This is a genomic window from Barnesiella intestinihominis YIT 11860 (assembly GCF_000296465.1).
GTDB lineage: Bacteria > Bacteroidota > Bacteroidia > Bacteroidales > Barnesiellaceae > Barnesiella > Barnesiella intestinihominis.
On record NZ_JH815206.1, the window covers coordinates 460,812 to 473,728 of the forward strand.

11 protein-coding genes are annotated in these 12,917 nt (G+C 45.8%); 8 read left to right on the plus strand and 3 right to left on the minus strand.

What is annotated here, in order from left to right:
• Positions 1 to 25 precede the first annotated feature (25 nt).
• Complete coding sequence (gene serS, locus HMPREF9448_RS13810; protein WP_008863200.1) at positions 26 to 1,297, plus strand: serine--tRNA ligase; 1,272 nt, start codon at positions 26 to 28, stop codon at positions 1,295 to 1,297.
• Between the two features lie 115 nt (positions 1,298 to 1,412).
• On the opposite strand, the gene HMPREF9448_RS13815 is transcribed toward serS, so the two are convergent.
• Positions 1,413 to 2,054, minus strand: a complete 642-nt coding sequence (locus HMPREF9448_RS13815; RefSeq protein ID WP_008863201.1) for a ribonuclease H1 domain-containing protein — start codon at positions 2,052 to 2,054, stop codon at positions 1,413 to 1,415.
• Positions 2,055 to 2,193: 139 nt separating this feature from the next.
• On the opposite strand from HMPREF9448_RS13815, the gene HMPREF9448_RS13820 reads away from it, so the two are divergent.
• The 7 genes from HMPREF9448_RS13820 to purN all read left to right on the plus strand — a co-directional run bounded on the left by HMPREF9448_RS13820 (position 2,194) and on the right by purN (position 10,402).
• Positions 2,194 to 2,874 carry a tetratricopeptide repeat protein gene (locus tag HMPREF9448_RS13820; RefSeq protein ID WP_008863202.1) on the plus strand — a complete coding sequence of 227 codons (681 nt, stop codon included), beginning with the start codon at positions 2,194 to 2,196 and terminating at the stop codon, positions 2,872 to 2,874.
• The gene (locus tag HMPREF9448_RS13825) at positions 2,871 to 3,428 is read left to right on the plus strand and encodes a shikimate kinase (RefSeq protein ID WP_008863203.1); all 558 of its coding nucleotides are present in this window, start codon (positions 2,871 to 2,873) and stop codon (positions 3,426 to 3,428) included. Before HMPREF9448_RS13820 ends, HMPREF9448_RS13825 begins: the two co-directional genes overlap by 4 nt.
• A gap of 68 nt (positions 3,429 to 3,496) precedes the next feature.
• Positions 3,497 to 4,693 carry an alanine dehydrogenase gene (locus HMPREF9448_RS13830; protein WP_008863204.1) on the plus strand — a complete coding sequence of 399 codons (1,197 nt, stop codon included), beginning with the start codon at positions 3,497 to 3,499 and terminating at the stop codon, positions 4,691 to 4,693.
• A 166-nt stretch (positions 4,694 to 4,859) separates the two neighbouring features.
• Positions 4,860 to 6,704: a 2-oxoacid:acceptor oxidoreductase subunit alpha gene (locus HMPREF9448_RS13835; RefSeq protein WP_008863205.1), complete on the plus strand. Its 1,845-nt coding sequence runs from the start codon at positions 4,860 to 4,862 to the stop codon at positions 6,702 to 6,704.
• Positions 6,705 to 6,707: 3 nt separating this feature from the next.
• Positions 6,708 to 7,724 carry a 2-oxoacid:ferredoxin oxidoreductase subunit beta gene (locus HMPREF9448_RS13840; protein ID WP_008863206.1) on the plus strand — a complete coding sequence of 339 codons (1,017 nt, stop codon included), beginning with the start codon at positions 6,708 to 6,710 and terminating at the stop codon, positions 7,722 to 7,724.
• A 229-nt stretch (positions 7,725 to 7,953) separates the two neighbouring features.
• Positions 7,954 to 9,819 (plus strand): SLC13 family permease, encoded by a 1,866-nt coding sequence (locus tag HMPREF9448_RS13845; protein WP_008863207.1) that lies wholly within the window; start codon positions 7,954 to 7,956, stop codon positions 9,817 to 9,819.
• A gap of 10 nt (positions 9,820 to 9,829) precedes the next feature.
• Positions 9,830 to 10,402 (plus strand): phosphoribosylglycinamide formyltransferase, encoded by a 573-nt coding sequence (purN, locus tag HMPREF9448_RS13850; RefSeq protein ID WP_008863208.1) that lies wholly within the window; start codon positions 9,830 to 9,832, stop codon positions 10,400 to 10,402.
• A gap of 599 nt (positions 10,403 to 11,001) precedes the next feature.
• Here purN and HMPREF9448_RS13855 read toward each other — a convergent pair.
• Both HMPREF9448_RS13855 and trmB read right to left on the minus strand, forming a co-directional pair.
• Positions 11,002 to 12,105, minus strand: coding sequence for an Mrp/NBP35 family ATP-binding protein (locus HMPREF9448_RS13855; RefSeq protein ID WP_008863209.1), 1,104 nt, complete (start codon positions 12,103 to 12,105; stop codon positions 11,002 to 11,004).
• Positions 12,106 to 12,114: 9 nt separating this feature from the next.
• Positions 12,115 to 12,891, minus strand: coding sequence for a tRNA (guanosine(46)-N7)-methyltransferase TrmB (gene trmB / locus HMPREF9448_RS13860; protein ID WP_008863210.1), 777 nt, complete (start codon positions 12,889 to 12,891; stop codon positions 12,115 to 12,117).
• Positions 12,892 to 12,917: the final 26 nt, after the last annotated feature.

The following is a 12,917-nucleotide window of genomic DNA, read 5'->3' on the forward strand; positions in this document are numbered from 1 at the left end:
ACAGAATAAATATTTGAATTGAACTATGCTTACACTAAGTGTTATTAAGGAGAATCCCGAAGAGGTGATTCGTCGTTTGGCAATTAAACATTTCGATGGCAAAGAAGCTATAAACCGGGTTCTTGAATTGGATAAAATACGTCGGGCATCTCAGGCCGAGTTGGACGGGAAGTTGGCCGAATTGAAAGTTTTGGCGGCTCAGACCGGACAACTTATGAAAGCCGGTAAAAAAGAGGAAGCCGAAGCTGTGAAAATGAAGACAGCAACCATTAAAGAGTCTACCAAAGAGTTGGAAGAGTCGATGGTGTCGGCAGAAAAGGAGATTACCGATATTTTATTGACTGTTCCCAATTTGCCGTATGCCGGAGTACCCGAAGGTCGTACTGCCGAAGACAATATTGTGGAAAAGACTGGCGGAGTGATTCCCGAACTTCCCGCCGATGCGCTTCCGCACTGGGATTTGGCCAAGAAATACGATTTAATCGATTTCGAGTTGGGTGTGAAGATTACCGGTGCAGGATTCCCTGTGTATAAAGGCAAAGGCGCTCGGTTGCAACGGGCTTTGATTTCGTTCTTTTTGGATGCCGCTCGCGAGGCCGGTTACCTCGAAATACAACCTCCTTATGTCGTGAATGCCGCTTCCGGTTACGGCACAGGGCAATTACCCGACAAAGAGGGTCAAATGTATCATTGCAACGAAGACGATTTGTATCTTATTCCCACAGCCGAAGTTCCGGTGACGAACCTCTACCGTGACGTGATTTTCAATGAATCGGATCTACCGATTAAGAATACGGCTTATTCGGCTTGCTTCCGTCGTGAAGCTGGTTCGTACGGGAAAGACGTGAGGGGATTGAATCGTCTGCATCAGTTCGATAAAGTGGAGATCGTGCAGATACAACACCCCGACCATTCGTATGAAGCTTTGGAAGAGATGAAAGCTCATGTACAGAGTCTGGTGGAACGTCTCGAATTACCGTGGCATATTTTGCGTTTGTGTGGCGGCGATATGAGTTTTACCTCGGCCATAACATTCGATTTCGAAGTATATTCTGCCGCACAGAAACGTTGGTTGGAAGTCAGCTCGGTATCCAATTTCGAAAGCTATCAGGCCAATCGGTTGAAATGCCGTTATCGTGGAGCCGATAAGAAAACGCATTTGTGCCATACGTTGAACGGTAGCGCTTTGGCATTGCCCCGTATCATGGCAGCCTTGTTGGAGAATAACCAGACCCCCGAAGGTATAAAGATACCCAAAGTGTTGGTTCCTTATTGCGGGTTCGATATTATCGATTAAGGATTGAATTAAATCGTATATAAAACGGGGCAGTATGATTTTTTTCATACCGCCCCGTTTTATTGAATCCGGAAAATAACAGGGTTCTTTTGTTTGTATCTTGTAACCGTTCCTTTTACTTTCTGCCGAAATCGGCGGGGATTTCACCCCACTTCTCGGTATCCCATTTGATGATGGCATTGGCATAGACGTGAGTATGCAGCCAGCGTTCTGCCCGTGCGATAAGGTCGAATATGGGAGCATTGGCTGCGTTGGGGGCTAGTTTGGTCTTGCATTTTTTTTGTTTAATCCATAGTATGGCATTACGGCTGTCGGAATAGATGGGTATATTGGAGTCTCGCTGTTGCAAGTAGGCCAACCCATGAACGAGGGCGAGGAACTCTCCTATGTTGTTTGTACCTTGCTCCAAAGGGCCTACATGAAACAGCTCGATTCCCGATTTCGTGTCTACTCCCCGGTATTCCATTTTTCCGGGGTTTCCGCTACAAGCCGCATCGACCGATAGACTGTCGGCGATAACCGAAGGAGGTAAGATGGGAGCAGACAGTTTGTCACGGGAGTGTTCGCCTATTTTACGCATGACATCGAAATAATCGTCGGGGGCATTACGGAAGGCTTCGGTAGCGGCTTCCAGACTGTCGAAACTTTTGTATTTCGCTCCTTTGAAATTGTCGACTTGTTCTTTGCATTCCTCCCAAGAATCGAAAATTCCACGGGCACGCCCTTCCCATACGACATAATATTTGTATTTGGCCATGATTCGGTTATCGTTATAAATGACGGGTACAAAAATATAAAAATTGTCGTATCTTTACGCACGTTAGCGGAGATAAGCCGGTGCGATGTTTCTTTTATATTGCCGATGAGCCGATTCTCCGTGGCATAATCGAATAGCGATGAGAAGAATTGGTATATACGGAATTTTATCGGTAGTCTTGTTTGGCCTGATCGGGTGTGCTCCCGGCAAGAGCGACAAGGAGGAAAGTGTGCGTTTATATAAAGAAGCGATAGTTTTGCTGGGGAGCGATTCCGTGACTATCGATGATTGTCTGGCAGCCCAGAGATTATTGGAGCAGGCTCTTGATGCCGACAGTGAAAATATAGATGTATATTTCGGGAAGGTGTTGAACGAGTTGAATTTGTGGCGTCCGGACAGTGCTTACCGGACAGCTTCGGCCGCTATCGAAAAAATAGGAGAAACGGGGAAAAACCGTATGAAAGCTTATTTTTATACGGTAAAAGGGTTTATCGCTTATGACCGGGGTGACGAGGCAGATGCCGAGAAACAACTGTCGGAGGCCTTGTCTTTGTATGAGAGTTATTTAACGGAGGATCCGGCGAATATAGACTATCTGTTGAACAAATCGGTCTTGCTATCGGGATTGGAGGGGAAACAAACGGCTTTGGACTTTATTGCAAAGTCGCCTTTGAAAGAAGCAGATAAACAGGCGTTGATTCACTCTTTGTCGGAGTTTGAATTTCGACAGTTCGGAGAGACTTGGAGAGCGAAGCATGATGCTCTGGTCGCTAACGGACAGACAGAGACAAATACGATATCGAATACTTTTAAGAAATGAAGCCTTTGTTTTTGGTTGGATACATGGCGGCAGGCAAGACGACATTGGGACGCCGGGCGGCTCAGCTTTTGAATGTCGAGTTTATCGACCTCGATGCTTATATCGAATCTAGATACAGGAAACGGATATCCGATTTGTTTGCCGAACGGGGAGAAGAGGGTTTCAGGGATATAGAGCGTCGTATGTTGCATGAGGTAGCGGAGTTTGACAATGTGTTGGTCGCTACGGGCGGAGGTACACCCTGTTTTTTCGATAACATGGAGTACATGCGTCACCGGGGAGTCACGATTTATTTGGCCGCTTCTGTACAGACGTTGTGCAGACGCTTGTCACATGCAAAAGTAAAACGCCCGTTGGTGGCGGGTAAAACGCCGGAGGAACTGTATGAGTACATTACCGAGATGTTGAATCGTCGCGAGTCTTATTACCGGCAAGCCGATTATCGTTTCGATGCCGACGGGTATGAATCGCTCGATTCGGTCGACGAGGCTGTGCATCGGCTGGCTGTCTTGATGCAAAATCCTGCTTATGGAGATGGAGCCGATGAAATATAAATATATAATTCTGGTTTTTACCGAAGTATATTTGTAAATTCGTCTTTATAAATTTAAACTTCGTGGTTATGGCTGGAAGCTTTGCTTGTAAATCGAATGCAGGGGTCGCACCCCAAGAACAATTGTTGGGAACGATGGCCGGTAACAGACGTTTGTCCATAGGGCTACCGGCGGAACATAACGGAGGAGAAAAACGATTCCCTCTGACGCCCGAGGGGGTTGCCTTGTTGACCAAAGAGGGGTATCGCGTTTTTGTGGAAAGTGGAGCCGGTGAGGGTATCAAGTATTCCGATTTACATTATACCGAGGCTGGGGCACAAGCGACAACAGCCTCAGAAGTTTTCAGATGCGATGTCGTTCTTAAAATTACTCCGTTGAATGAACAGGAGGCTGCTATGATACGTCCGGGGGTGTTTCTGCTCACGTTGTTGCAGCCTCAATATCAATCGGCTTCGGTCGTGCGCATATTGATGCAAAAGAAAGTTACGGCAGTTGCGATAGATTTGATAACCGATGAGCGAGGCCGTTATCTTTTTGCCGATATATTGGACGAAATTGACGGTCGTGCAGCCATTGTGTTGGCTTCGGAATTGTTGAGTAACCGGAGTGGAGGAAAGGGTGTTCTGTTGGGGGGTATCCCGGGGGTCGCCTCTTCGGAGGTTTTGATTATAGGAGGAGGCCTTGCAGGCCGTGCGGCGGCTCGTGCCGCTTGTGGATTGGGTGCTTTGGTGAGGGTATTCGATAATGATTTTTATCGTTTAAAAGCTACTCAGTTGGAAGTGAGTCCTTCCATCTTTACTTCCAATATGCACCCTCATGTCTTGGAAAACGCCATGCGCTCGGCCGATGTGGTTATTGGCACGGAAGTGCCGGAGGGAGGCCGTTTAGGAGTAAGCTATATCGAGATGATGAAACGAGGGGCATTGTTGTTCGATTTGTGTATGGATAAAGGAGGCTGTTTCGAAACGTCGAGTTGTAGCGAGGCTCCTTGTAATAAAGTGTATGAGCAATGCGGCGTTTTGCATTATTGCTTGTCGAGCGTTGGATCTGCCGTTGCCCGAACGGCCTCGATGGCGTTGAGTAATTTATTAGTTCCGGTATTGATCGATTTGAATGACCCTGCCATGCTCTATGGCCATATAAAGTCGGACGAAAGACTTCGGAATGCCGTGTATTTGTTCGGTGGAAAGTTGACTTATAAGGAGTTGAGCATACGATTGGGATTGCCTTATTATGATATGGCTCTTTTTATGTCGATGTTTTGAAAAGATCTTTGTTTTTATCGGAACAGCTTTTAAAATGATGAATAGATAGGGAGCTTACATATTTCTATGAAAATATTTCAAATGCTTACAAAAAAACACTATCTTTGCTAAAATAGTAATATTGGAATTGAAATATATCATGTTGGATTAAAATTGTAATATAAATATGACGGAAAAAACAAAAGTGAAAGTATTGGAAGAAGTCGTGGTACGATTTTCCGGCGATTCCGGTGACGGAATGCAATTGGCCGGGAATATCTTTTCCAATGTTTCGGCCGGTATCGGTGATGAAATTTCTACATTCCCCGATTATCCGGCAGAGATACGTGCTCCGCAAGGAACGTTAGGGGGAGTGTCTGGTTTTCAAGTTCATATAGGGAAAGGCGTTCACACTCCGGGAGACTTGGCCGATGTATTGGTTGCCATGAATCCGGCAGCTTTAAAAACAAATGCTCGCTATGTGAAAAAAGGCGGTGTGGTGATTATCGACTCGGATAGCTTTCGGGCCAGCGATTTGGAGAAAGCGGCGTTTACGACGGACGATCCCATTCAAGAGGCGGGCCTTTCTCATGCACAAATCGTTCCGGTAGCGATTACCCAAATGGTGAAAGATTCATTGGCCGATTCGGGCTTGGATAATAAATCGATTGTCCGGTGTAAAAATATGTTTGCCTTAGGGCTTGTCTGTTGGTTGTTCGACCGTCCTTTGGAACAAGCTCAACATTTATTGAAAAATAAATTTGCCAAGAAACCGGCTATTTACGAGGCTAATGCCAAAGTTATGCGCGACGGGTATAATTATGGGAACAACATACATGCTTCGGTCTCGACTTATCGAGTGGAGTCTGCACAAGTGAAACCCGGTATTTATACCGATGTGAACGGAAATACGGCTACGGCATGGGGTTTGATAGCCGCATCTGAAAAGTCGGGATTGCCTTTGTTCTTAGGAAGTTATCCCATTACCCCGGCCACAGATATTTTGCATGAGTTGGCCAAGCGGAAAGATTTAGGAGTAAAGGCCATTCAAGTGGAGGACGAGATAGCCGGTGTTTGTACGGCTATCGGGGCTTCGTTCGCCGGAAATTTGGCGGTGACTTCCACGTCGGGGCCCGGTTTGGCATTGAAGAGCGAGGGTATAGGTTTGGCCGTTATGGCGGAGTTACCTTTGGTCATTATCGATGTTCAGCGAGGTGGACCGTCCACGGGATTGCCGACGAAAACCGAGCAGACCGATTTGTTGCAGGCTTTATACGGCCGGAATGGCGAGAGTCCGGTGGTAGTGGTGGCAGCCTCTACACCGACCGATTGTTTCGATATGGCATTTCAAGCGGCTAAAATCGCTTTGGAGCACATGACTCCCGTTATCTTGTTGACCGACGGATTTATTGGAAATGGCTCTTCGGCATGGCGTATTCCGGAAATCGATGAATATCCCGAGATAAAGCCCAATTATGTCATGCCGGAACAACAAGGTACGTGGAAACCATACGACCGTAACGAAAAATCCGTACGTTATTGGGCGAAACCCGGAACAGAGGGATTCATGCACCGGCTCGGAGGATTGGAAAAGGATTATAAGACTAGCGCAATTTCTACTGACCCCATCAACCATGAAAAGATGGTTCGTGCCCGGCAGCAGAAAATCGACGGTATAGCCACCGATATTCCTTTGTTGAAAGTGTCGGGCGATTCTTCTGCCGATTTATTGGTTGTCGGTTGGGGCGGAACCTACGGACATTTGTATTCTGCCGTGGAAGCTATGAATGCAGAAGGGAAACCTGTGGCTTTCGCTCATTTCAATTATATCAATCCGTTGCCCGCGAATACCGAGGAGATATTACGGCGATATAAAAAAGTGGTCGTTTGCGAGCTGAATAACGGGCAGTTTGCATCGTATTTGTCAGGGAAAGTTCCGGGTGTGAATTTCTTGCGATATAATAAAATTCAGGCACAGCCGTTCATGGTGAGTGAGTTGATGGCGCATTTTTCAAAGCTTTTGGAGGAATAGGATATGGAAGAACAAAAGGAATATACGGCAAAGGATTTTAAAAGCGACCAGTATGTACGTTGGTGTCCGGGTTGTGGAGACCATTCTATCGTGGCTGTGTTGCAGAGAGCTATGGCGACACTGGGAGTGCCTCCCCACGAAACGGTGGTGATTTCGGGTATCGGGTGTTCGTCGCGTTTGCCTTATTATATGAATGCCTACGGTTTTCATACGATTCATGGTCGTGCCGCAGCTGTGGCTACCGGGGTGAAGACGGCCAATCCCGATCTGACGGTATGGCAGATTTCGGGAGATGGCGACTGTCTGGCTATCGGTGGGAACCATTTTATTCATTCGGTACGTCGAAATGTGGATATCAATGTGGTCTTGATGAATAATAAGATATACGGTTTGACGAAAGGCCAATATTCCCCGACGAGCGATCGAGGTTTCGTTACTAAATCGTCTCCTTATGGAACGGTGGAAGATCCTTTCATTCCGGCAGAACTCGTTTTCGGGGCGAGAGGAACATTCTTCGCTCGTTCGCTCGATGTGGAGATGTCTGTTTCGCAAGAAGTATTGGTAGAAGCAGCCCGCCATAAAGGAACATCGGTGGTGGAGCTGTTGCAGAATTGTGTGATTTTCAATAATAATATTCACAGTTATGTGGCTGATAAAGAGTTTCGTGCCGACCGGACTGTTCATTTGCGTCATGGTGAAAAGATGATTTTCGGGAAAGGCAATAATCGAGGCCTCGTGTTGGACGGTTACAAATTAAAGGCTGTGACTATCGGGGAGAACGGTGTGACTCTCGATGATATTTTAGTACATGATGCCAAGTCTCCCGATAATTTCTTACATCAAAGTCTTGCGATGATGGACGGACATGAACTGCCTTTGGCGATAGGTGTGATTCGTAATGTGGAGGCCCCCGTATATGACGAAGAGGTGGATAGACAAGTAAAAGAGGTAACCTCGAAAGTACCTTATTCCTCCTTGCGTGAATTTTTGTTGACCGGGGAGACTTGGGAAGTGAAATAATGTATTTTCTCCAAAAGGGTAATAGCACCCGAAAGACTGTCTGTATAGCCTTTCGGGTGCTATTGTTATATGTTTGAGAGACAATTCTTTTTAAGAAATTCAGAGCTTGACTGCCTTGAAAAATTTTCTTAGATTTGTGTGGATAAATTGTGAAATAAGGGAATATGGATTGATTCATGATTGTTATTCCTGTCAAGAAAAGATATAGGTATATTAAAAAATTGGTTGAATGGTTGTAACGTTAGTAATTTTAGCTTTATCGGCGGTGTTGTTCGTGAGTGGTAAAATTCGCTCTGATGTGGTAGCCTTGTGCGCTTTGGTTTTATTGCTGCTTTTCCACATTCTTACTCCCGATGAGGCGTTGTCTGGATTCTCCAATTCGGTCGTGATTATGATGATCGGTCTTTTCGTGGTAGGTGGTGCGATATTCCAAACCGGGTTGGCGAAGATGATAAGCGGAAAGATATTGCAGTTGGCAGGAAAGAGCGAGACAAGACTTTTTATTTTGGTCATGCTGGTTACTTCGGCTATCGGAGCTTTTGTGAGTAATACGGGTACGGTAGCCTTGATGCTGCCTATTGTCGTGAGTCTGGCTGCCAACGCTCATATAAATTCAAGTCGCTTGCTTATGCCTTTGGCTTTTGCCAGCAGTATGGGAGGTATGATGACGTTGATAGGTACTCCGCCGAACCTTGTCATACAGAATGCCTTGACCAATGCCGGTTTTGAACCGCTTACTTTCTTTTCTTTCTTGCCGGTCGGTTTGATTTGTGTTTTTGTAGGAATGGTCGTATTGATGCCTTTGAGTAAAATTTTCTTGACCAAACGGGGAACCGAAAAGTCTGATGGTAAAAACAAGAATAAATCTCTGAACGAGTTGGCAAGGGAATATCAGCTTTCCGAAAATTTGTTTCGGATACAAATCCCCGAAAAATCGATAGTTGCCGGTAAAACGATTGTCGAGTTGAATATTCGCCAACAATATCATTTGAATATATTGGAGGTACGGCGCACTGTTTCGTCGCAGTCCCGGTTGTTGAAAACGGTCAATCAGAAATTGGCCGATCCGGGTACTGTATTACGTTCCGGCGATGTGTTGTATGTGAATGGCGATTTCGAAAAAGTGAGGGAGTTTGTTTCTCGATTTTCTTTGGTATTATTGGATGCCCATACTATCGAAGACGGTAAGGGAAACTTGACTTCCGATTTGGCTTTTTATGATATAGGTATCGCCGAGATTGTCTTGATGCCCTCGTCACGTTTGTTGAAACAGACGGTCGGAGATTCGGGATTTCGGGAAAAATTCAATGTCAATGTATTGGGCATAAGGAGAAAGAACGATTATATATTGCATGATTTGAAAGATGTGAAGATGTTGTCGGGCGATGTTTTGCTCGTGCAAGGTACATGGAAGGATATAGCTCGGTTGAGTTCGGAGGATTCCGATTGGGTGGTACTCGGCCAGCCGTTGAGCGAAGCCGCGAAAGTTACTCTCGATTATAAAGCACCGATTGCTGCTGCGATTATGCTTTTAATGATTCTTATGATGGTGTTCGATTCTATACCAGTGGCTCCGGTTACGGCTGTGATGATTGCTGCGATACTTATGGTATTGACTGGTTGTTTCAGGAATGTGGAGGCAGCCTATAAAACAATTAACTGGGAGAGTGTCGTTCTTATCGCCGCCATGCTTCCCATGTCGTTGGCTTTGGAAAAGACAGGGGCATCGGAATATATATCGAATAGTTTGGTTAGCGGTTTGGGCGGTTATGGGCCTTTGGCTTTAATGGCTGGTATCTATTTTACGACTTCATTGATGACGATGTTCATCAGTAACACGGCAACAGCCGTTTTATTGGCTCCTATCGCCATGCAATCCGCATTACAGATCGGAGTGAGTCCTTATCCGTTTTTATTCGCTGTTGCCGTGGGGGCGAGCATGTGTTTCGCTTCTCCGTTTTCTACGCCACCCAATGCGCTGGTTATGCCTGCCGGTCAGTATACTTTCATGGATTATGTAAAGGTGGGTTTGCCTTTACAGATTATTATGGGGATAGTTATGATTTTTATTTTACCTTTGTTGTTCCCATTTTAAAGAAGAATTTATGTCCCGAAAAAAGTGTCTTGCTGTATTTGCCAGTGGAACCGGCAGTAATTTCGAAGCGATTGTGACTGCTTGCGAGCAGGGTAAGATTCCGGCCGAAACAGTGGCTTTGGTTTGCGATAAACCTTCGGCTCGTGTCGTAGAACGAGCTTCACGTCATGGTGTGAAGTCTTTCACTTTCGACCCTAAGTCTTTTGCTTCTAAGGTCGAAATGGAGACCGTCATTGCCGATTTTCTCGATGAGAACGGGGTGGATTTGGTTTGTTTGGCCGGGTATATGCGGATTATTTCGGATACATTGTTATCGCGTTACGACGGTAAGATTATTAATATACACCCTTCTTTGCTCCCCGCTTTTCCCGGAGCTCGTGCCGTAGAACAAGCTATGGAGTACGGGGTGAAAGTGTTCGGAGTAACTATTCATTATGTGGACCGTACGGTAGATGGCGGACGGATTATCGCCCAACGGGCTGTCCCATACGAAGGAAACGATATCGATGAGTTATTCGGACTCATTCATGCGGTCGAACATGAACTTTACCCGGAGACGATCGCTCGGTTGTTGTCTGTTTAATGTTTGTAACGAGTCTATGTTCAGTAGAAAATTCATGGGGATAGACTTGAATGTTAATGAATGAGAGGGGCTTATTTCGCTAACTATGAGGAGAAACGTTTTCGGTTAGGTTGAACTTGTTCGGCTTTTGGAGAGGGTAGTTTACTATTGACCTTCTCTATTGCCGTGCCCCGTAGCCTTATGGGGTGTGGCATTAGCCATATAGGTGAGGTGTCACGAAGTGACGGAGGAGTTGGAAACAGCATTTCATCAGTTGGTTTATGTTGGGCCTTTAACCCCCTCGCCCTATGGGCACTCCCCCTATATTCCCTTACGGGAACACAGGGGGAGAGGTTGAGATGTATTCCTTTTTCGCCCTTGCTTCGATTTTATAAGCTACACAGAGAGAAAGGGGTGAAAGTGTCGTTTTGAACAGCTTTTTACCCTTTCGGAACTTTGTGGGTATTCTCCCTTCTCCCCAGCCATGTTTCGTAGCATTACGGGGTGTTCTGTGAAACAGTAGAGACACTGAACAATCCATTGATTATCGATTGAGCCCAAATCTATATAAACAAAGAGCCGCTATAAATTTTATAGCGGCTCTTTGTCGTATGGGCTTTTTATTTATGAACTTCTACCCGTTGTGTCGAGGGTTTAGTTGCATTGCGCTCCTCTGTGGCTTTTACGACGGCTTCGGCAAGTTGCTTGAAAGCTAATCCGGTAATGGTATCGTCGAGTGCCACGGGGTGTCCCGCATCACCGCTTTCGCAGATACTTTGTACAATAGGTATTTGTCCCAAAAGAGGAACTCCGGTTTCTTGGGCCAGTCGTTTCCCTCCGTCTTTACCGAACAGGTAGTATTTGTTTTCCGGGAGTTCGGCAGGAGTGAACCAACTCATGTTCTCGACCAATCCCAGTATAGGGACGTTTACCTTATCCCCGGTAAACATACTGATACCTTTGCGGGCATCGGCCAAAGCAACCTCTTGCGGAGTGGTTACTACAATTGCTCCGGTGATAGCGAGTGTCTGTACCAAAGTGAGGTGTATATCGCTGGTTCCCGGTGGCAAATCGAGCACAAAATAATCAAGTTCGCCCCATGCGGCATCGGTGATGAGTTGTTTCAAAGCATTACTTGCCATTCCTCCCCGCCAGAGTACGGCATCGTTTTTACGAACAAAAAAACCGATGGAAAGAATCTTCACGCCGTATCGCTCGACCGGGAGAATGAGATCGCGTCCTCCGATATTCTCGGTATAGACTTCGGTGTCTTCGATATTGAACATCGTGGGAGCCGAAGGGCCGAATATGTCGGCATCCAGCAGCCCGACTTTATACCCTTGACGGGCCAACGCCACAGCTAAATTGGAGGCTATGGTAGATTTACCAACGCCGCCTTTTCCCGATGAAACAGCAATGATATTCTTTACATCGGGCAAGGGATTCTCAGGATTCGGACGAGCTGTTTGTCTTGCCTTTACAGCTATATTTCCTTTGATATTTACTTCTGGACTTACGAAAGTGAGAATGGCAGTTTCGGCGGCTTTCACGACCGATCGGATAAAAGGATCGGTCGGCTTGTCGAAAATGATGGAGAAACTTACTTTGTTACCGTCGATACGAATGTCGTCTTCGATCATTTCGTTAGCGACCAAATCTTTCCCGTTGCCCGGGTAACGCACTTTGGCGAGTGCGTCGAGTATTAGTTTCGGATATAGTTGCATATTGTCGTGTTATTTTGATGTTGTATTTTCTTGACTGCTTTGTTTACCGCTACGTTTTCCCCGGTTGAAGCTCCGGTATGTGTCATAAGGAATATCAACGTCGGGTTCGATGAATTGTTCACGGGGTTGGCAGACGAAACGAATATATTTGATATTCATGCCCCGTTCGAGCCACTGTTGCTCGTAGAAAGTTTTTATTTCCAGTATGTCGTCGGTTATTCCCGAATGGTAGAGATCGTCGGTCGAAACCTGTACGGGATAGCTGTTCGCTTTTACCATTTCACAAGTATAGGTGTACATGAACGGACTGTCGCTTTTCAGATGGATCAAACCTTCGGGCGATAGAATATTTTGATATAGTTGCATAAACCGGGTAGAAGTGAGCCGCTTTCTCACTTTCTTCATTTGCGGGTCGGGGAAGGTAATCCATATTTCTGATACTTCACCTTTGGCAAAAAAACGATCGATCAACTCTATATTGGTACGAAGAAAGGCTACGTTATTTATTCCTTCTTCGAGGGCCTGTTTGGCTCCACTCCACATGCGGGCTCCCTTTATATCTATTCCTATAAAGTTTTTTTGCGGGTAGCGTTTTGCCAGACCTACGGCATATTCGCCTTTTCCACAGCCCAATTCAAGGACTATCGGATTTTCGTTTTTGAAGAATTGTTTTCCCCATTTGCCTTGCATCTCAAATCCTTTTTCTTGTAGTGCAGAGAAAGGATATTGGAATACATGTGGGTAGCCTTGCAGGTCGTCGAATTTTTTCAGTTTATTTTTTCCCATTTTGAAATGAATATCGACAGGTTCTG

Excerpts from the sequence above, each read along its gene's own strand:
- HMPREF9448_RS13840 (WP_008863206.1), top strand. The coding sequence starts at position 6,708 with ATGGAAGAACAAAAGGAATATACGGCAAAGGATTTTAAAAGCGACCAG.
- HMPREF9448_RS13825 (WP_008863203.1), top strand. The coding sequence starts at position 2,871 with ATGAAGCCTTTGTTTTTGGTTGGATACATGGCGGCAGGCAAGACGACA.
- serS (WP_008863200.1), top strand. The coding sequence starts at position 26 with ATGCTTACACTAAGTGTTATTAAGGAGAATCCCGAAGAGGTGATTCGT.
- HMPREF9448_RS13815 (WP_008863201.1), bottom strand. The coding sequence starts at position 2,054 with ATGGCCAAATACAAATATTATGTCGTATGGGAAGGGCGTGCCCGTGGA.
- trmB (WP_008863210.1), bottom strand. The coding sequence starts at position 12,891 with ATGGGAAAAAATAAACTGAAAAAATTCGACGACCTGCAAGGCTACCCA.
- HMPREF9448_RS13835 (WP_008863205.1), top strand. The coding sequence starts at position 4,860 with ATGACGGAAAAAACAAAAGTGAAAGTATTGGAAGAAGTCGTGGTACGA.
- HMPREF9448_RS13845 (WP_008863207.1), top strand. The coding sequence starts at position 7,954 with ATGGTTGTAACGTTAGTAATTTTAGCTTTATCGGCGGTGTTGTTCGTG.
- HMPREF9448_RS13830 (WP_008863204.1), top strand. The coding sequence starts at position 3,497 with ATGGCTGGAAGCTTTGCTTGTAAATCGAATGCAGGGGTCGCACCCCAA.
- purN (WP_008863208.1), top strand. The coding sequence starts at position 9,830 with ATGTCCCGAAAAAAGTGTCTTGCTGTATTTGCCAGTGGAACCGGCAGT.
- HMPREF9448_RS13820 (WP_008863202.1), top strand. The coding sequence starts at position 2,194 with ATGAGAAGAATTGGTATATACGGAATTTTATCGGTAGTCTTGTTTGGC.
- HMPREF9448_RS13855 (WP_008863209.1), bottom strand. The coding sequence starts at position 12,105 with ATGCAACTATATCCGAAACTAATACTCGACGCACTCGCCAAAGTGCGT.